This window comes from Scandinavium sp., assembly GCF_051650185.1.
In the GTDB taxonomy this organism is placed as follows: domain Bacteria; phylum Pseudomonadota; class Gammaproteobacteria; order Enterobacterales; family Enterobacteriaceae; genus Scandinavium.
Genome location: NZ_JBOFIN010000027.1, coordinates 1 through 17,541, shown reverse-complemented (window position 1 = coordinate 17,541; position 17,541 = coordinate 1). Strand labels below are relative to the sequence as shown.

Here is a 17,541-nt window from a genome sequence, read left to right as displayed (position 1 = left end):
TTTTTATCAAAAGACATTTTTGATAGAGTTAATTTATCGAAAAGCAGAAGTGACGCAGAAAATCGTAGGGTGCTGTTTTCACAAGGTGCCAGCGGACAGGTATAGTGAAGATCATTGCGATGTTAAGGAGTGGGGTAAGATGTTTGGCTACCGCAGTAACGTGCCGAAAGTGCGCTTAACAACAGACCGGCTGGTGGTGCGTCTGGTTCATGACCGTGATGCCTGGCGGCTGGCTGACTATTACGCCGAAAATAAAGCGTTCTTAAAACCCTGGGAACCCGTCCGTGACGATAGCCATTGCTACCCTTCAGGCTGGCAGGCGCGTTTATCGATGATCGGCGAATTTCACAAACAGGGCTCCGCGTTTTACTTCGCCCTTCTCGACCCGGAAGAGAAAGAGATTATTGGCGTGGCTAATTTCTCGAACGTTGTCCGTGGCTCGTTCCATGCGTGCTATCTGGGCTACTCCATCGGTCAGAAGTGGCAGGGGCAGGGGCTGATGTATGAAGCGCTGACCTCGGCGATCCGCTATATGCAGCGCACCCAGCATATTCACCGCATTATGGCCAACTACATGCCGCACAATCAGCGCAGTGGCGCTCTGCTGGCGAAGCTCGGCTTTGAAAAAGAAGGTTATGCCAAAGATTATCTGCTGATTGACGGGCAGTGGCGTGACCACGTTCTGACGGCGCTGACCACCCGCGAGTGGACGGCAGGTCGCTAAGGAGAAATCATGAAGTATCAGTTAACGGCGCATGAAGCGCGAGTGATTGGCTGTCTGCTGGAAAAGCAGGTGACGACGCCGGAACAGTACCCTTTATCGGTCAATGCCGTGACTCTGGCCTGCAACCAGAAAACCAACCGTGAACCGGTAATGTCACTCTCTGAGAGCGAAGTACAGGACCAGCTGGATCAGCTGGTGAAGCGCCATTATCTGCGAACCGTCAGTGGTTTTGGCAATCGCGTCACCAAATACGAACAGCGTTTTTGCAATTCAGAATTTGGCGATTTGAAGCTGACGGCTGGAGAAGTGGCGCTGATCACCACGCTGTTGCTGCGAGGCCCGCAAACGCCGGGTGAACTGCGGACCAGAGCTCAGCGTATGCATGAGTTTGGTGACACAGCGGAAGTGGAAAATGCGCTTGAGCATCTGGCTGCTCGCGAAGATGGCCCGTTCGTGGTGCGCCTGCCGCGTGAGCCGGGCAAACGTGAGCAGCGCTATATGCATCTGTTCAGCGGCGAGGTGGACATGTCAGCCATCTCGACTGCAAGCGCTTTACCCGTCACCAACGATCTGTCCGAGCGAGTGGAAGCCCTTGAAGCAGAAGTGGCCGATCTCAAACAACGCCTGGATTCATTGCTGGCTCATTTAGGAGACTGAACGTGACCGCGAAACTTCGAATCGGCGTCGTAGGGCTCGGCGGCATCGCGCAGAAAGCGTGGCTGCCGGTGCTGAGCGCTGCCAATGACTGGACGCTACAGGCAGCCTGGTCACCCGGGCGTGAAAAAGCGCTACGCATCTGCGAAACCTATCGTGTCCCGCTGGCTGATTCCCTGCAGCATCTGGCTTCCCAGTGCGATGCGGTATTCGTGCACAGCGCCACCGCCACGCATTACAGCGTCGTCAGTGAACTATTGAATGCCGGTGTTCACGTCTGCGTGGATAAGCCCCTGGCGGATAAACTCAGCGACGCCATTCGCCTGCTGGAACTGGCCGAAAAGAAAAAGCTCACCCTGATGGTCGGCTTTAACCGCCGCTTCGCGCCGCTTTATCGCGAGCTGAAAACGCATCTCTCTGATGGCGCTTCGCTGCGGATGGATAAACACCGCGCCAACAGCGTCGGGCCACACGATCTGCGTTTCACGTTGCTTGATGACTATCTCCACGTGGTTGATACGGCGTTATGGCTGGCGGGCGGGAAACCCCAGTTAAGCAGTGGAACATTGCAGACGACGGAGCAGGGGGAAATGCTCTATGCCGAGCACCATTTCAGCCTGCCGCAGATGCAAATCACCACCAGCATGCATCGTCGGGCTGGCAGCCAGCGTGAATGGGTACAGGCTGTGACCGATGGTGCACTGATTGATATCACCGATATGCGCGACTGGCGTGAAGAGCGGGGCGCAGGCGTGGTCGAACGCCCGGTACCGGGCTGGCAGAGCACGCTCGAACAGCGTGGCTTTGCAGGCTGCGCCCGCCATTTCATTGAATGCGTGGAAAATCAGACAGTTCCGGAAACCGCAGGAGAACAGGCGATTGCCGCCCAGCGTGTGGTCGAAAAACTGTGGCAGGAGGCCATGAGCGAGTAAGGCCCTGTAACATCTGCCAGTAGTATTTACCGCTAATCCAGGTAGACTATCGCCACTTTCCAACGCCTGTTTGCTGACAGGCGTTTTTGTTCCCGAGTGTGGAATCTCACGTTAATGAATCTATTAAAATCGCTGGCTGCCGTCAGCTCGATGACCATGTTTTCCCGCGTGCTCGGATTTGCGCGCGATGCCATTGTGGCGAGGGTTTTTGGGGCAGGGATGGCAACCGACGCCTTTTTCGTAGCCTTTAAATTGCCAAACCTGCTGCGCCGTATTTTTGCGGAAGGCGCATTCTCTCAGGCGTTCGTGCCTATTCTGGCAGAATACAAAAGTAAACAGGGCGAAGACGCAACGCGTGTTTTTGTCTCCTACGTCTCGGGTCTGTTAACGCTGGCACTGGCTGTCGTCACGATTGTTGGGATGCTGGCAGCGCCCTGGGTGATTACCATTACAGCCCCCGGCTTTGCGGATACCGCCGATAAATTTGCGCTGACCAGCCAGCTGCTGCGGATCACGTTCCCTTATATTTTGCTTATCTCACTGGCTTCGCTGGTGGGGGCCATTCTCAACACCTGGAATCGCTTCTCGGTGCCCGCGTTTGCGCCAACGTTCCTCAACATCAGCATGATTGGTTTTGCGCTGTTTGCCGCGCCTTACTTCAATCCTCCGGTGCTGGCGCTGGCGTGGGCGGTGACCGTAGGCGGCGTGCTACAGCTGTTTTACCAACTGCCGCACCTGAAAAAAATCGGCATGCTGGTGCTGCCGCGCATCAACCTGAAAGATGCGGGTTCTCTTCGCGTAGTGAAACAGATGGGTCCGGCGATCCTCGGGGTTTCCGTTAGCCAGATTTCCCTTATCATCAACACCATTTTCGCGTCGTTTCTGGTGTCGGGCTCTGTCTCGTGGATGTATTACGCAGACCGCCTGATGGAGTTTCCTTCCGGCGTATTGGGCGTGGCGCTAGGGACCATTCTGCTGCCGTCGCTGTCCAAAAGTTTCGCCAGCGGCAACCACGATGAATATTGCCGCCTGATGGACTGGGGTCTGCGTCTGTGCTTCCTGCTGGCTTTGCCAAGTGCAGTGGCATTGGGGATTCTGGCAAAACCGCTGACGGTTTCGCTGTTCCAGTACGGTAAATTCACCGCGTTCGATGCCGCGATGACGCAGCGTGCGCTGGTAGCCTATTCCGTGGGCCTGATGGGGCTGATTGTGGTGAAGGTGCTGGCTCCGGGCTTCTATTCGCGTCAGGACATCAAAACGCCAGTCAAAATCGCCATCATCACGCTTATCATGACGCAGTTGATGAACCTGGCGTTTATCGGCCCGCTGAAACATGCCGGGCTGTCGCTCTCGATTGGTCTGGCGGCTTGTCTTAATGCGAGCCTGCTTTACTGGCAGTTGCGTAAGCAGAAAATTTTCACCCCGCAGCCGGGCTGGGGCAAATTCCTTGCACGTATGATTGCGGCGGTATTGGTGATGTCGGCGGTGCTGCTCGGAATGATGCACATCATGCCTGAATGGTCGCAGGGCACAATGCCGTTCCGCCTGATGCGTTTAATGGCGGTCGTCGTAGCGGGGATTGTGGCTTACTTCGCCACGCTGATGCTGTTAGGTTTCCGTGTGAAGGAATTTGCACGCCGTACCGCCTGATGTATTGCCGGGCGGCACGTTGTTTGCCCGGCCTACAGAACTTGCCGGGTCAGGCGAAGCCGCCGCCCGGCATTAAGGCTCAACTCACTGAGCCAGCCACGCCAGACCTTCCGCTTTCATTTTCCTTTCTAACTCACTGCCACGCGTCGCAAACACGCGATTTACCGGAAAGCCGCTTTTCTCCAGCACATAAGCCAGTGCCGCATATTCGCGCGGGTACTTCTGGCAAACGGCCATATCGATGTCAACCAGACCAAGCGGGAAGCTGAAGCTGCCCATGTCATACACGCTCTGGCGATGGGTAATCTTCCAGCTGCCGTTGCGTTTTTCTACACGATCATAGAAGCGGTTGTGGACGCAGCAGCCAAGGTTCAGTTCGATGTTTTCGCCAATGATCATGGCGTTGGTTTCGACAATCGCCTTGTCACCGTTAAAAGCGATCACCGGCGCGCCAATCATGTGCTTGGTTTTCAAATCCGATTCGCCCATCCTTGCAGACGCATCGATGAAGTCGCTTGCCAGCCCTTCAAACCAGGTGATTTCAATCGTAGCGTCAGCGTGAAAAAGCGAACGCATCGCGTCCCACTCACCCAAATCACGGTGGATCCACCCTGTCATCAGGTCACTGATTTGCAGACGGTCTTCAACTTTGTTGTTCATATTTTTGGCTCCGGTTAACTCGCAATGTCGTTTTGATGGGCCTGAGTATTGCGCTTCCCATTGATAACATCCAATATTCAATATTGACCAATTAATCATTAATAATGATGGATGAAATATGGATCTCCGCCAGCTCCGTTACTTTCTGGCCGTGGCGAAAGAGAAGCACTTTGGTCGCGCGGCAGAAACGTTAAATATCGTCCAGCCTGCGCTCAGTATGCAAATACGCGCGCTTGAAGAAGAGCTTGGCGGGGCGCTATTCCATCGCAGCAGTCGCCGGGTTGAACTGACCCCGGCGGGGAAAGTGCTTCAGGTTGAAGCTCAGAGAACGCTGGACCAGGCCGAATTTGCACGCCATAGCGCGGAGCGAGCGCTGCGTGGTGAAACGGGCAGTATCCGTATCGGCTATGCAGGGAATGCCATTTTTAGCGGCAGGCTGATGCAGGATCTTCGGGCGTTTCATCAACACTTTCCCGACGTTGAGATTGTGCTTCAGGAACGAGGGCCGCAGCAGCAGGTGGAAGATATTCTCGACGGCCTGCTGGATATCGGCTATTCCCCGGATCACAGCGCGCTGAACTGCGCGAACCTTGAAGTGCAGCGCCTGGGTGAATGGAACATGCTGATTGCCGTTGCGGATAATCATCCTCTGACGCTTGAAAAGACCCTTACGCTCGACAGTCTGGCAGACCAGCCGTTGGTGCTTTACGACGCGCATGATGAGGAAGAGCATCTGACGGTGAAGCTAAGCCAGTTACTTGGGAGCCGATTAAACGTTACACACCGTACGGGCAGCAGCCTGAATGTGCTGGCGATAGCGGCCGCGGGATTAGGCGTGGCATTGGTGCCTGAACCGTTGGAGCAAGTACACGTTCCAGGGCTGACCTACCGTCACCTTGATGCACCGGAGCTTACGGCCAATTTGCTGATGATCGCCCGAAAAGAACAAAGCAACCCGGCCGTAAAGACCTGGCTAAAACAAGCAGGGAAGGGGTAAAGCAAAACGGCAGGACCAAGGGCTGAATGCCAGCGCCCGGCGACCTGCTGCTTTTAATATTGTGGATTAAACGGAGAACTTCTTCCCGCCGCGAGGCGTACTGGATGTTTGACCGTTTTTGCCATACAGCCCGGGTTCCTGATGGGGTTTCAGCACCTCGATGGCTTGCTGATTTCGCTCAAGCTGACCTTCCAGCAACCAGCCATTGTGCTGGTTAAGGTCACGCAGATGCTGGGTTTTTTCGGTAATATTTTGCCAGCGCTCGGCAACGTCATCGTTAGCGCAGCGCATCGCTTCCTGTTCAAGCCGACGCTGTTTTTCCAGATAATCCAGGGTCGCCAGCAACGAGCTTTTTTCTTCGGTGATACGCTGCAAAGTGCTGCCGTTCACGCTGCCCGCGGAAAGCTGTTGTTGCTCGGCATCCATCACTTCTTTGAGCGAGTTCAGGATGACTGTCATGTGATCCAGTATTTCTGACAGACGACTCATGCTTTTATTTACTCTGCAGCCAGCTCTGGGTATCCGCAATCAGGGCGTCGGCGATTTTGCCGGTATCCATTTTCAGGTCGCCGTTACGGATGGCGTTTTTCAGGGTTTCCACACGTTCCATATTGATGTCGCTGGTGCGAGGCTGCATCAGGCTGGATTGCGCTTCGCTCAACGTCACATTGGTGCTGTTGGCGGTGGACGATTTATCCAGACGGGTTTTCTGCGCCTGGGCTTCATTCGGCTCACGCGGCTGAACGGCGTTAACGGGCTTCAGGGGCGATGTACGATCAATGCTCATTGTCCTGTCCTCATCGAGGTTTCGTGGCGCGACTGCCTGCCATCATCAGTTGTTGATTATTTATCGGCAGGTATCACGGAATCTTTAAAAACATTATAGGTTAATCAGAATATTCCCATCCGAATCAACCTGACCGCTCACCACCTGGCCTGAAGGCATCCTCACCCGGGCGTTTTGCGCCACGGCGGCATTGTTTAACGCCTGGCCTTCACCGTTCACACTAAAGCCGTCACCGCTGGCGATAACCTGCACTTTTTGCCCGGCTTTAACACGCCAGGACTGGCGTAACATCGACAACTGAACCGGTTGCCCCGGCGCAAGATCGCGCAACATGACAGCATCCTGCGCCTGGTTGATATCCAGCATTGTGCGCGGCGGCAGTTGATCTAAACGACCCCGTTTGAGCGTCACGCTGCCCGGCGTCAGCGTGGTGCCGCGCGCAATGGGCTGGGCCGCCACAACGTAGTTGCCCGTCGCGGCAACCATCACCTGAATATAACGTTTATCAGTTCCACACTGAGCCAGCACGGTCTGGTTTCCCCACAGACGAGCATTGCCCATCACGCTCAGTGCCGGTTGTTCGCACTGCGGCATAAGGTTGCCTGCGCTTCGCACCGTCACGACCACACTGTCGCTAAAACCGGCGAGGCGCTGGGTAAAAAAGTCAGTGAGCTGCGGGGTCATATCCTGCGCCATCGCTGTCGGGCTCAGGAGCGCCAGCATCATCGCGAGCGTGCGTTTCAGGTTTCGCATTGCCAACTCCAGTCTGTCGGGAATGCCAGAATTTTACCTTTACCGCCAGAACATCAACGCAACAAATAGCGATGCATTTTGTGTTTATTCCGGCGATGGCGCCCTGAGATTGGGATTAATCTGAACGCTGAATGAACTTTGCCCTCAGCGGAGGAGACATGCTCGATAAACTCGATGCCGCGCTACGTTTTCAACAGGAAGCGTTAAACCTGCGCGCTCAGCGTCAGGAAATACTGGCCTCTAACATCGCTAACGCCGACACCCCAGGGTATCAGGCGCGTGATGTCGATTTTGCTTCAGAACTCAAAAAAGTGATGGATCGCGGGCGCGCGCAAACCAGCAGCGTGTCGTTGACGCTGACCTCCGAGCGCCACATTCCGGCCCAGGCGATGTCTGCCCCCTCTGTTGACCTGATGTATCGGGTCCCCGACCAGCCTTCCATGGACGGTAACACCGTCGATATGGATCGGGAGCGCACGCAATTCGCCGACAACAGCCTGCAATACCAGACCGGCCTGACCGTACTGGGCGGGCAAATCAGAAGCATGATGACCGTGCTACAGGGGAACTAAGCCATGGCTTTACTGAATATTTTTGATGTGGCGGGCTCCGCGCTGACGGCCCAGTCCAAACGCCTGAACGTCGCGGCCAGTAACCTCGCCAACGCCGACAGCGTGACCGGGCCAGACGGTCAGCCCTATCGCGCCAAACAGGTGGTCTTTCAGGTGGATGCTCCGACAGGGGCGGCAACCGGCGGCGTAAAAGTGGCTGACGTGCAGGAAAGCCAGGCGCCTTTCAAGATGGTCTTTCAGCCGGGCAACCCGCTGGCTGACGCCAAAGGCTACGTGAAGATGCCTAACGTCGATGTGGTCGAGGAGATGGTCAACACCCTGTCAGCGTCCCGCAGCTACCAGGCCAACGTTGAAGTCCTCAATACCGTCAAGAGCATGATGCTCAAAACACTGACCCTCGGCCAGTAACGGAGAAACCGATGTCTATTGCCGTCAATGTCAACGACCCGACTAACACCGGCGTCAGCACCACCAAAGCCACCAGCGGTGACTTAACCAGCAGCAGCGCGTCCGACCTGCAAAGCAGCTTCCTGACGCTGCTGGTAGCCCAGTTGCAAAACCAGGACCCGACTAACCCGATGGACAACAGCCAGCTGACCTCGCAGCTGGCGCAAATCAGCACCGTCAGCGGGATTGAAAAACTCAATACCACGCTGGGCTCCATCTCCGGTCAGATTGATAACAGCCAGTCGCTGCAGGCCTCAAACCTGATTGGTCACGGCGTGATGATCCCGGGCTCTGTGGTTCTGGCCGGTGCCAATTCTGATGGTTCCGCCAGCACCACGCCGTTTGGTGTTGAATTGACCCAGGCTGCCGATAAAGCCACGGCGACCATCACCGACAGCAGCGGCAAAGTGATCCGAACGCTCGACTTAGGCGCTCAGACCGCAGGCGTACACACCTTTACCTGGGACGGGACTGCCGCTGATGGCACGACGGTTCCGGATGGCGCATACAGCGTCTCGATTGCCGCCAGCACAAACGGTACCCAACTGGTGGCTCAGCCGCTCCAGTTCGCGCTTGTGCAAGGGATTACGAAGGGAAGCAGCGGTAATCTGCTGGATCTCGGCACGTATGGCACCACCACGCTCGACGAAGTTCGTCAGATTATTTAACCCTTAGCAGGAGTAAAGACATGGCCTTTTCTCAAGCGGTCAGCGGCCTGAACGCGGCCTCCACCAACCTCGACGTGATCGGCAACAACATCGCCAACTCCGCCACCTACGGCTTTAAATCCGGGACGGCCTCGTTTGCCGATATGTTCGCTGGCTCTAAAGTCGGGCTGGGCGTTAAAGTTGCCGGGATAACCCAGGACTTTACCGACGGCACCACCACCAGCACCGGACGCGCGCTGGACGTTGCCATCAGCCAGAACGGCTTTTTCCGTCTGACGGACAGCAACGGTTCCGTCTATTACAGCCGTAACGGCCAGTTCAAGCTGGATGAAAACCGCAACCTGGTGAACATGCAGGGCCTGCAGCTGACCGGCTATCCGGCTACCGGCACGCCGCCAACCATTCAGCAGGGTGCAAACCCGGTTGGTCTGAGCATTCCCAATACGTTGATGGCGGCGAAAGCCACCTCTACCGCATCGATGCAGATTAACCTGAACTCCACCGACGCGAAGCCCGCCACCTCGCCGTTTGATTACACCAACTCTGACACCTACAACAAGAAAGGGACCGTCACGGTCTATGACTCGCAGGGTAACTCCCACGACGTAAACCTCTATTACGTTAAAACGGCGGATAACACCTGGGATATCTATACCCAGGATTCGAGCGTTGCGGGTGCGAAGGCAGTAAAAGCTGCTCAGATGAACTTCGACAACAACGGCACTCTGACCGGCGTCGGGACTTACGATACCGCAGGTGTTCTGACACCTCCTGCAACAGGCGACAAACCCGAATTTGATATCCCGTTGACGGGCCTCAACGGTTCCGCCAGCGGAAAATTCACCTTCAGCCTCGCCAACTCCATGCAGCAGAACACCGGCTCCAACGATATCGTTGCGACTAACCAGAACGGCTACAAACCGGGCAACCTGGTGAGCTACCAGATTAACGATGACGGCACCGTAGTCGGCAACTATTCCAACGAACAGACTCAACTGCTCGGTCAGATCGTGATGGCGAACTTTGCCAACAACGAAGGCCTGCAGTCGGAAGGCGATAACGTCTGGTCAGCCACCCAGTCTTCTGGTGTGGCGCTGCTGGGAACCGCGGGTACCGGGAACTTCGGCACCCTGACCAACGGCGCGCTGGAAGCGTCTAACGTCGACCTGAGTAAAGAACTGGTGAACATGATTGTCGCGCAGCGTAACTACCAGTCGAACGCGCAGACCATCAAAACCCAGGATCAGATCCTCAACACCCTGGTTAACCTGCGCTAAGCGCCTGACGGGACGGCTTCATGGATCACGCAATCTATACCGCGATGGGCGCGGCAAGTCAGACGATGGAACTGCAGGCGGTCACCGCCAGCAACCTCGCCAACACCTCTACGCCGGGCTTTCGCGCGCAACTGACCGCGCTGCGAGCGGTGCCGGTCAACGGAGAGACTTACCAGACTCGTACGCTGGTGGCGGGCTCGACGCCTGGCGCCGACATGACACCTGGTCAGCTCGACTACACCGCCCGCCCTCTGGACGTGGCGTTGCAGCAGGACGGCTGGCTGGCCGTTCAGGCCGCCGACGGCACGGAAGGCTATACCCGCAACGGTAGCATTCAGGTGAGCTCAACGGGGCAGTTGACCATTCAGGGCAATCCGGTGCTGGGCGATGGCGGCGGCCCTGTGGTGGTGCCAGAAGGCTCAGAAGTCACCATTGCAGCGGACGGCACCATTTCAGCGCTCAACCCGGGTGACCCGGCCAACACCATTGCGCCCGTCGGCAAACTCAAAATGGTGAAAGCGGCGAACACCGAAGTGATTCGCGGCGATGACGGCATGTTCCGCCTGACCGCAGCGGCTCAGGCGACTCGTGGGCAGACCTTGCAATCTGATCCGAGCGTGCGTCTGCAGTCCGGCGTGTTAGAGGGCAGTAACGTCAAACCCGTGGCGGCGATGGCCGAAATGATTGCCAGCTCACGCCGTTTTGAAATGCAGATGAAGGTCATCAGCAGCGTTGACGATAACGCTTCGAAAGCCAATCAGCTGTTATCGATGAGCTAGACACAGGAAAAATTATGATCAGTTCATTATGGATCGCCAAAACCGGTCTCGACGCGCAGCAAACCAACATGGACGTTATCGCCAACAACCTGGCGAACGTCAGTACCAATGGGTTTAAGCGTCAACGTGCCGTGTTTGAAGATCTGCTTTACCAGACCGTGCGCCAGCCAGGTGCCCAGTCTTCTGAACAAACCACGCTGCCTTCCGGCCTGCAAATTGGTACCGGTGTTCGTCCGGTCGCCACTGAGCGTATTCACACTCAGGGCAACCTGTCGCAGACCGACAACAGCAAAGATGTGGCGATTAAAGGGGAAGGTTTCTTCCAGGTTCTGCTGCCGGATGGCACCTCCGCTTATACCCGCGACGGCTCTTTCCAGGTGGATCAGAACGGTCAACTGGTAACGGCGGGTGGCTATCAGGTTCAGCCTGCGATCACCATTCCTTCAAACACCCTGAGTATTACCATCGGGCGTGACGGCGTGGTGAGCGTGACCCAGCAGGGGCAAACCAACCCGGTGCAGGTGGGGCAGCTCAACCTGACCACCTTTATGAACGATGCCGGGCTGGAGAGTATCGGTGAGAATCTCTACACCGAAACCCAGGCCTCCGGTGCGCCAAACGACACCACGCCAGGCCTGAACGGCGCGGGTCTGCTGTATCAGGGTTATGTGGAAACCTCGAACGTCAACGTGGCGGAAGAGCTGGTCAACATGATTCAGGTTCAGCGCGCGTATGAGATCAACAGCAAGGCGGTCTCAACCACCGACCAGATGCTGCAGAAACTCACTCAGCTGTAAGTTGTCTCCGGTGCGGATTTCCCGCACCGGATTTTTTTGATTCAGAAGATAAAGGCCATGCACAAATCCTCAGCGCTTCGTTATCCGTTCTTCGTGCTTCTTGCTCTGACGCAGGCAGGTTGCGCATGGATCCCTTCTAAACCGTTGGTGGAAGGGGCGACCACGGCACAGCCTGTGCCAGGCCCCGTGCCGGTGGTCAATGGGTCTATTTTTCAGAGCGCCCAGCCGATTAATTACGGCTATCAACCGCTGTTTGAGGACCGTCGTCCGCGCAATATTGGCGATACTCTGACCATCCAGCTGCAGGAAAACGTCAGCGCGTCGAAGAGCTCTTCCGCGAATGCCAGCCGCGACGGCAAAACGAATTTCGGCTTCGACACCGTGCCGCGTTATCTGCAAGGCCTGTTTGGCAATGCACGTGCCGATGTGGAAGCTTCCGGCGGCAACTCCTTTAACGGAAAAGGCGGCGCTAACGCCAGCAACACCTTCAGCGGCACGCTGACGGTGACCGTGGATCAGGTTCTGGCTAACGGCAACCTGCACGTGGTGGGTGAAAAACAAATCGCCATCAACCAGGGCACAGAATTTATTCGCTTCTCGGGCGTGGTTAACCCTCGCACGATCAGCGGCAGTAACACCGTACCGTCCACCCAGGTGGCGGACGCGCGTATCGAATACGTGGGTAACGGCTATATCAATGAAGCGCAGAACATGGGCTGGCTGCAGCGTTTCTTCCTTAATCTCTCGCCGATGTAACGAGGTGGCTTATGTTTAAAACCCTGGTTGGCATTGCTCTGGTTCTGGTGGCGGGATTCGCCCAGGCCGATCGCATTCGTGACCTCACCAGCGTACAGGGCGTACGTCAAAACTCGCTGATCGGCTACGGGCTGGTGGTGGGGCTTGACGGCACCGGTGACCAGACGACGCAAACGCCGTTCACCACCCAAAGTCTGAACAACATGCTGTCGCAGCTTGGGATCACGGTTCCGGCTGGCACCAACATGCAGTTGAAAAACGTGGCGGCGGTGATGGTCACCGCACAGCTTCCGGCGTTTGGTCGTCAGGGACAAACCATCGATGTGGTGGTGTCCTCCATGGGGAACGCCAAAAGCCTGCGTGGCGGTACGCTGCTGATGACGCCTTTAAAAGGGGTGGATAGCCAGATTTATGCGCTTGCGCAGGGCAATATTCTTGTTGGCGGTGCCGGTGCCTCTGCGGGTGGCAGCAGCGTGCAGGTTAACCAGCTGAACGGCGGTCGCATTACCGGGGGGGCAACCATCGAGCGCGAACTGCCAAGCCAGTTTGGCGCGGGTAACACCATCAACCTTCAACTTAACGAAGACGACTTCGGCATGGCGCAGCAGATTGCCGATACCATCAACCGCCGCGGCGGGTTTGGGATGGCGACCGCGCTGGATGCCCGTACCGTGCAGATCCAGGGTTCGAGCGGCAACAGTAATCAGGTGCGCATGCTGGCGGATATTCAGAATCTGGAAGTGAACGTCACCCCTCAGGATGCGAAAGTGATCATCAACTCGCGTACCGGATCGGTGGTGATGAACCGCGAAGTCACGCTGGATAACTGTGCGGTGGCGCAAGGCAACTTGTCTGTCACGGTGAACCGTTCTGCTCAGGTCAGCCAACCGGATACGCCGTTTGCTGGCGGCTCGACGGTGGTGACACCGCAGACGCAAATCGACCTGCGTCAGAGCGGTGGCGCGATTCAGAGCGTGCGTTCGAGTGCCAATCTGAACAACGTTGTGCGGGCGCTTAATGCGCTGGGGGCATCGCCGCTGGAACTGATGTCGATTCTGCAATCCATGCAGACCGCAGGTTGTCTGCGTGCCAAAGTGGAAATCATCTGATGCTGGGCGACAGCAAGCTGATGGCGAGCGCGGCCTGGGACGCGCAGTCGCTCAACGAACTGAAAATGAAAGCCGGACAGGATCCACGGGCGAATCTCAAGCCCGTGGCCCGTCAGGTGGAAGGCATGTTCGTGCAAATGATGCTGAAAAGCATGCGTGATGCGCTGCCGAAAGACGGCCTGTTCAGCAGTGACCAGACACGGCTTTACACCAGTATGTACGATCAGCAAATTGCCCAGCAGCTGACGGCAGGCAAAGGGCTGGGGCTGGCTGATGAGATGGTGAAACAGATGGCGGCGGCGCAAGGGGAAGTGAAAGACCAGCCTGCGCAGGTGCCGCTGAAGTTTGACCTCGAAACGGTGACCAGCTATCAGAACTCGGCGCTGACGCAAATGGTGCGCAAAGCGATGCCGAAAGCACCTACGGCAACCGACGCTGCGGATTTGTCGGGCGACAGCCAGGACTTCCTCGCGCAGCTATCGCTGCCGGCGAAACTCGCCAGCGAACAAAGCGGTATTCCTCATCACCTGATCCTTGCCCAGGCGGCGCTGGAATCAGGCTGGGGACAACGGCAAATCCGTCGTGAAAACGGCGAGCCAAGCTTCAACCTCTTTGGCGTGAAGGCCTCTTCAGACTGGAAGGGCAAAGTCACCGAAATCACCACCACCGAATATGAAAACGGTGAGATGAAAAAGGTGAAGGCCCGCTTCCGCGTCTACAGCTCTTATCTGGATGCGCTCTCGGATTACGTTGGCCTGTTAACCCGCAACCCTCGCTATGCCGCCGTCACCAAAGCGGCGACGCCAGAGCAGGGCGCACAGGCGTTGCAGAACGCCGGTTACGCGACGGACCCAAACTATGCGCGCAAGCTCACCAGCATGATCCAGCAGCTAAAAGGAATGAGTGAGAAGGTCAGTAAGGCGTACAGCAGCGATATTGAAAATCTGTTCTGAAACCGCTCAAGTTCACCTGAACCGTGCCGATAATCTTCGTCAGGACCCGTGTCTCAAAAGAATAAAGGAACCTCCATGTCCAGTTTATTTAATAGTGCAATGAGCGGCCTTGGCGCAGCACAGGCGGCGCTGAATACGGTCAGTAACAACATTGCCAGTTATAACGTGGCGGGCTATACCCGCCAGACCACGGTCCTGTCGGCGACAAACAGTACGCTGGGGATGGGCGGCTGGGTCGGCAACGGCGTGACGGTGACCGGCGTACAGCGTGAATATAACGCCTTTATCAGCAACCAGCTGAACGCCGCGCAAAACCAGAGCAGCGGCCTGACCACGCGCTATCAGCAGATGTCGAAAATCGACGATATGCTGTCTGACACCACCAATTCCATTTCAGCGACCTTGCAGGACTTTTTCACCAGCCTGCAAACGCTGGTCAGTAACGCTGAAGATCCGGCGGCTCGCCAGACGGTGATCGGCAAAGCGCAGGGGCTGGTCAATCAGTTCAAAACCACCGACCAGTATCTGCGTGACCAGGACAAGCAGGTTAACGGCGCGATTGCTTCCAGCGTCGACCAGATTAACAACTACTCGCAGCAGATTGCCTCCCTTAACGACAAGATTTCCAAGCTCACCGGTGTGGGCGCGGGCGCATCGCCAAACGATTTGCTCGACCAGCGCGATCAGCTCGTCAGCCAGTTAAACCAACTGGTCGGCGTGGAAGTGAACGTCCAGGACGGCGGCACGTATAACATCACCATGGCCAACGGCTATAGCCTGGTCCAGGGCAGTACGTCGCACAAGCTGGCGGCGGTGCCAAGCAGCGCCGATCCTTCTCGTACCACGGTTGCTTATGTAGATAACGTTGCCGGGAACATCGAAATTCCGGAAAAACAGCTGACCACCGGTTCGCTGGGCGGTCTGATTACGTTCCGTTCTCAGGATCTCGACCAGACCCGCAACAGCCTGAACCAGATGGCGCTGTCGTTTGCTAACGCGTTCAACGCGCAAAACGCGCAGGGGACGTACATTGACGCCAATGGTGACACTCAGAAAGGCGGTGACTTCTTTACGATTGGCTCGCCGGCAGTCCTGAGCAATACCCGTAATACCGGCACAGCGCAGCTGACGGCAACCGTCGATCCTGCCAACAGCACCAAAGTTCAGGCAACCGACTATAAAGTCAGCTTTGACGGGAGTAACTGGCAGGTAACGCGTCTGTCGGATAACACCAGCGTCACGCCTACCGTTGAAAGTGATGGCAGTCTTAGCTTTGACGGACTCAATGTCAGCATCAGCGGCGCTGCCGCCAAAAATGACAGCTTCACCGTGAAGCCAGTGGCGAACGCTATCGTCAACATGAGCGTGGCGATCTCCGACCCGAGCACCATTGCGATGGGGCTGCCGGATGGCAACAGCGGCGAAAGTGATAACCGTAACGGTCAGGCGATGCTGGATCTGCAAAACAGCAAGCTGGTCGGCGGCAATAAATCCTTCAACGATGCGTATGCGGCGCTGGTGAGCGACGTGGGGAACAAAACCGCGAACCTCGAAACCAGCAGCACCACGCAGGGCAATGTGGTCACGCAGCTGACGAAACAGCAGCAGTCCATTTCTGGCGTTAGCCTCGATGAGGAATACGGCAACCTGCAGCTGTTCCAGCAATATTATCTGGCGAATGCTCAGGTTTTGCAGACCGCCAGTACTCTGTTCGATGCCATCATCAACATTCGCTAAGGAGAAGTGAACGATGCGTGTGACCACCTTAATGATGTACCAGCAGAACATGCGTGGTATCACTGACTCTCAGTCCACCTGGATGAAATACGGCGAGCAGATGTCCACCGGGCTGCGCGTGAACCGTCCTTCTGATGATCCGATTGCCGCTTCTCAGGCCGTTGTGCTTTCACAGGCCCAGGCGCAAACCGCCCAGTTTGCTTCCGCACGCAGCTTTGCGACGCAGCGTATCTCTCAGGAAGAGAACACGCTGTCGCAGGTGACGACGGCGATTCAGTCTGCACAGGAAAAAATCGTCTATGCGGGCAATGGCACGCTGAGCGACGATGACCGCGCTTCACTGGCGACGGATCTTCAGGGTATCCGCGACCAGTTGCTGAACCTGGCGAACAGTCAGGACGGCAACGGGCGCTATATGTTTGCGGGCTATAACACAGATACTGCGCCTTTTGATGATACGGGGAAATATGTCGGCGGTTCCACTAATGTGGAGCAGCAGGTGGATTCTTCGCGCACCATGGTTATTGGCCATACCGGTGATAAGATTTTTGACTCGATCACCAGCAATGCGGTGAAAGAGCCTGATGGGACGACCTCAGAAACTAACATTTTCGCCATGCTGGATAGCGCCATTAAGCAGTTGAATATTCCAGTTGCTGGCGATGATGCGGCACAGGCGACGGCGCAGGCGGCGATTGATAAAACCAACCGTGGTCTGCGTAACTCCCTCAACAACGTACTGACAGTACGTGCTGAAGTGGGTACGCAGTTGAATGAGCTCGATAAGCTGGATGCGCTGGGCGATGACCGCAAACTCAGCCAGACTCAACAGATGAGTGATCTGGTGAACGTGGACTGGAACGAAACCATCTCCAACTACACCATGCAGCAGGCGGCCCTTCAGGCTTCCTATAAAGCATTCACCGATATGCAGGGAATGTCCCTGTTCCAGTTGAATAAATAAGCCTCAACCTTTTAGAACCTGTCATGAAACTGGGCAGGCTCTCTCTGCCCGCGCCACTCACCCCGGCGCGGGCTTTTTTTTTGCCCAGTGGCGCTTCGTTCACTGGGCCTACAACAACTCGTAGGCCTGCGCAAACGAAGTGCCGCCAGGCAAAATACGAATTCAAGGCATAAAAAAACCGCCCGAAGGCTAACACCGTTCACTTAAGATGCTTTGAGTGAACGGGATACTGGGTTTTTGAGATACGAACGGTCCTTTCTTTGGGCCGTTTTCTTTTCTCAGGCAGGATAAATTGTTTCACGTTTTCCCGCATTCTTCTCAGTTT

20 protein-coding genes are annotated in these 17,541 nt (G+C 56.2%); 16 read left to right on the top strand and 4 right to left on the bottom strand.

Translation table 11 applies throughout. From position 1 onward, the window contains the following. The first annotated feature begins 139 nt into the window (after positions 1 to 139). The 4 genes from rimJ (at position 140) to murJ (ending at position 3,960) form a co-directional block, all read left to right on the top strand. On the top strand, positions 140 to 724 hold the full coding sequence (rimJ, locus tag ACRCWW_RS03420) for a ribosomal protein S5-alanine N-acetyltransferase (protein WP_438681144.1): 585 nt from the start codon (positions 140 to 142) through the stop codon (positions 722 to 724). Positions 725 to 733: 9 nt separating this feature from the next. Next, positions 734 to 1,381, top strand: a complete 648-nt coding sequence (locus ACRCWW_RS03415) for a YceH family protein (protein WP_438681143.1) — start codon at positions 734 to 736, stop codon at positions 1,379 to 1,381. 2 nt (positions 1,382 to 1,383) lie between these two features. Next, positions 1,384 to 2,310: a Gfo/Idh/MocA family protein gene (locus tag ACRCWW_RS03410; RefSeq protein WP_438681142.1), complete on the top strand. Its 927-nt coding sequence runs from the start codon at positions 1,384 to 1,386 to the stop codon at positions 2,308 to 2,310. A 114-nt stretch (positions 2,311 to 2,424) separates the two neighbouring features. Beyond that, positions 2,425 to 3,960 carry a murein biosynthesis integral membrane protein MurJ gene (gene murJ / locus ACRCWW_RS03405; RefSeq protein ID WP_438681141.1) on the top strand — a complete coding sequence of 512 codons (1,536 nt, stop codon included), beginning with the start codon at positions 2,425 to 2,427 and terminating at the stop codon, positions 3,958 to 3,960. An 84-nt stretch (positions 3,961 to 4,044) separates the two neighbouring features. Here murJ and ACRCWW_RS03400 read toward each other — a convergent pair whose 3' ends face one another. Beyond that, complete coding sequence (locus tag ACRCWW_RS03400; protein ID WP_438681140.1) at positions 4,045 to 4,620, bottom strand: nuclear transport factor 2 family protein; 576 nt, start codon at positions 4,618 to 4,620, stop codon at positions 4,045 to 4,047. A gap of 118 nt (positions 4,621 to 4,738) precedes the next feature. Here ACRCWW_RS03400 and ACRCWW_RS03395 point away from each other — a divergent pair, with 118 nt between their 5' ends. Then, positions 4,739 to 5,617 (top strand): LysR substrate-binding domain-containing protein, encoded by an 879-nt coding sequence (locus tag ACRCWW_RS03395; RefSeq protein WP_438681139.1) that lies wholly within the window; start codon positions 4,739 to 4,741, stop codon positions 5,615 to 5,617. A gap of 66 nt (positions 5,618 to 5,683) precedes the next feature. On the opposite strand, the gene flgN is transcribed toward ACRCWW_RS03395, so the two are convergent. The 3 genes from flgN to flgA all read right to left on the bottom strand — a co-directional run bounded on the left by flgN (position 5,684) and on the right by flgA (position 7,157). Further along, positions 5,684 to 6,106, bottom strand: coding sequence for a flagella biosynthesis chaperone FlgN (gene flgN, locus ACRCWW_RS03390; RefSeq protein WP_330982056.1), 423 nt, complete (start codon positions 6,104 to 6,106; stop codon positions 5,684 to 5,686). A 4-nt stretch (positions 6,107 to 6,110) separates the two neighbouring features. Beyond that, the gene (flgM, locus tag ACRCWW_RS03385; protein WP_330982055.1) at positions 6,111 to 6,404 is read right to left on the bottom strand and encodes a flagellar biosynthesis anti-sigma factor FlgM; all 294 of its coding nucleotides are present in this window, start codon (positions 6,402 to 6,404) and stop codon (positions 6,111 to 6,113) included. Positions 6,405 to 6,497: 93 nt separating this feature from the next. Further along, complete coding sequence (gene flgA, locus ACRCWW_RS03380; protein WP_438681138.1) at positions 6,498 to 7,157, bottom strand: flagellar basal body P-ring formation chaperone FlgA; 660 nt, start codon at positions 7,155 to 7,157, stop codon at positions 6,498 to 6,500. Positions 7,158 to 7,315: 158 nt separating this feature from the next. Between flgA and flgB the strand changes: the two genes are divergently transcribed. The 11 genes from flgB (at position 7,316) to flgL (ending at position 17,216) form a co-directional block, all read left to right on the top strand. After that, positions 7,316 to 7,729, top strand: coding sequence for a flagellar basal body rod protein FlgB (gene flgB, locus ACRCWW_RS03375; RefSeq protein WP_438681137.1), 414 nt, complete (start codon positions 7,316 to 7,318; stop codon positions 7,727 to 7,729). Between the two features lie 3 nt (positions 7,730 to 7,732). Further along, the gene (flgC, locus tag ACRCWW_RS03370; protein ID WP_438681136.1) at positions 7,733 to 8,137 is read left to right on the top strand and encodes a flagellar basal body rod protein FlgC; all 405 of its coding nucleotides are present in this window, start codon (positions 7,733 to 7,735) and stop codon (positions 8,135 to 8,137) included. An 11-nt stretch (positions 8,138 to 8,148) separates the two neighbouring features. Continuing rightward, on the top strand, positions 8,149 to 8,844 hold the full coding sequence (flgD, locus tag ACRCWW_RS03365) for a flagellar hook assembly protein FlgD (RefSeq protein WP_330982051.1): 696 nt from the start codon (positions 8,149 to 8,151) through the stop codon (positions 8,842 to 8,844). Positions 8,845 to 8,864: 20 nt separating this feature from the next. Further along, entirely contained in the window at positions 8,865 to 10,121 is a 1,257-nt protein-coding gene (flgE, locus tag ACRCWW_RS03360) for a flagellar hook protein FlgE (RefSeq protein WP_438681135.1), read from the top strand. Positions 10,122 to 10,141: 20 nt separating this feature from the next. Next, a complete protein-coding gene (locus ACRCWW_RS03355) occupies positions 10,142 to 10,900 on the top strand; it encodes a flagellar basal body rod protein FlgF (protein ID WP_438681134.1) in 759 nt (252 codons plus the stop codon). A 14-nt stretch (positions 10,901 to 10,914) separates the two neighbouring features. After that, positions 10,915 to 11,697, top strand: a complete 783-nt coding sequence (gene flgG / locus ACRCWW_RS03350) for a flagellar basal-body rod protein FlgG (protein WP_438681133.1) — start codon at positions 10,915 to 10,917, stop codon at positions 11,695 to 11,697. A 57-nt stretch (positions 11,698 to 11,754) separates the two neighbouring features. After that, positions 11,755 to 12,453, top strand: coding sequence for a flagellar basal body L-ring protein FlgH (gene flgH / locus ACRCWW_RS03345; RefSeq protein ID WP_438681132.1), 699 nt, complete (start codon positions 11,755 to 11,757; stop codon positions 12,451 to 12,453). An 11-nt stretch (positions 12,454 to 12,464) separates the two neighbouring features. Further along, entirely contained in the window at positions 12,465 to 13,562 is a 1,098-nt protein-coding gene (locus tag ACRCWW_RS03340; RefSeq protein ID WP_438681131.1) for a flagellar basal body P-ring protein FlgI, read from the top strand. After that, positions 13,562 to 14,515, top strand: coding sequence for a flagellar assembly peptidoglycan hydrolase FlgJ (gene flgJ, locus ACRCWW_RS03335; RefSeq protein WP_438681130.1), 954 nt, complete (start codon positions 13,562 to 13,564; stop codon positions 14,513 to 14,515). Before ACRCWW_RS03340 ends, flgJ begins: the two co-directional genes overlap by 1 nt. A 75-nt stretch (positions 14,516 to 14,590) precedes the next feature. Further along, positions 14,591 to 16,252 carry a flagellar hook-associated protein FlgK gene (gene flgK / locus ACRCWW_RS03330; RefSeq protein WP_438681129.1) on the top strand — a complete coding sequence of 554 codons (1,662 nt, stop codon included), beginning with the start codon at positions 14,591 to 14,593 and terminating at the stop codon, positions 16,250 to 16,252. Positions 16,253 to 16,265: 13 nt separating this feature from the next. Beyond that, positions 16,266 to 17,216 carry a flagellar hook-associated protein FlgL gene (gene flgL, locus ACRCWW_RS03325; protein WP_438681128.1) on the top strand — a complete coding sequence of 317 codons (951 nt, stop codon included), beginning with the start codon at positions 16,266 to 16,268 and terminating at the stop codon, positions 17,214 to 17,216. Positions 17,217 to 17,541 lie beyond the last annotated feature (325 nt).

Coding starts and splice junctions, on each gene's coding strand:
- rimJ (WP_438681144.1), top strand. CDS start 140: ATGTTTGGCTACCGCAGTAACGTGCCGAAAGTGCGCTTAACAACAGAC.
- ACRCWW_RS03415 (WP_438681143.1), top strand. CDS start 734: ATGAAGTATCAGTTAACGGCGCATGAAGCGCGAGTGATTGGCTGTCTG.
- murJ (WP_438681141.1), top strand. CDS start 2,425: ATGAATCTATTAAAATCGCTGGCTGCCGTCAGCTCGATGACCATGTTT.
- ACRCWW_RS03400 (WP_438681140.1), bottom strand. CDS start 4,620: ATGAACAACAAAGTTGAAGACCGTCTGCAAATCAGTGACCTGATGACA.
- ACRCWW_RS03395 (WP_438681139.1), top strand. CDS start 4,739: ATGGATCTCCGCCAGCTCCGTTACTTTCTGGCCGTGGCGAAAGAGAAG.
- flgN (WP_330982056.1), bottom strand. CDS start 6,106: ATGAGTCGTCTGTCAGAAATACTGGATCACATGACAGTCATCCTGAAC.
- flgM (WP_330982055.1), bottom strand. CDS start 6,404: ATGAGCATTGATCGTACATCGCCCCTGAAGCCCGTTAACGCCGTTCAG.
- flgA (WP_438681138.1), bottom strand. CDS start 7,157: ATGCGAAACCTGAAACGCACGCTCGCGATGATGCTGGCGCTCCTGAGC.
- flgB (WP_438681137.1), top strand. CDS start 7,316: ATGCTCGATAAACTCGATGCCGCGCTACGTTTTCAACAGGAAGCGTTA.
- flgC (WP_438681136.1), top strand. CDS start 7,733: ATGGCTTTACTGAATATTTTTGATGTGGCGGGCTCCGCGCTGACGGCC.
- flgD (WP_330982051.1), top strand. CDS start 8,149: ATGTCTATTGCCGTCAATGTCAACGACCCGACTAACACCGGCGTCAGC.
- flgE (WP_438681135.1), top strand. CDS start 8,865: ATGGCCTTTTCTCAAGCGGTCAGCGGCCTGAACGCGGCCTCCACCAAC.
- ACRCWW_RS03355 (WP_438681134.1), top strand. CDS start 10,142: ATGGATCACGCAATCTATACCGCGATGGGCGCGGCAAGTCAGACGATG.
- flgG (WP_438681133.1), top strand. CDS start 10,915: ATGATCAGTTCATTATGGATCGCCAAAACCGGTCTCGACGCGCAGCAA.
- flgH (WP_438681132.1), top strand. CDS start 11,755: ATGCACAAATCCTCAGCGCTTCGTTATCCGTTCTTCGTGCTTCTTGCT.
- ACRCWW_RS03340 (WP_438681131.1), top strand. CDS start 12,465: ATGTTTAAAACCCTGGTTGGCATTGCTCTGGTTCTGGTGGCGGGATTC.
- flgJ (WP_438681130.1), top strand. CDS start 13,562: ATGCTGGGCGACAGCAAGCTGATGGCGAGCGCGGCCTGGGACGCGCAG.
- flgK (WP_438681129.1), top strand. CDS start 14,591: ATGTCCAGTTTATTTAATAGTGCAATGAGCGGCCTTGGCGCAGCACAG.
- flgL (WP_438681128.1), top strand. CDS start 16,266: ATGCGTGTGACCACCTTAATGATGTACCAGCAGAACATGCGTGGTATC.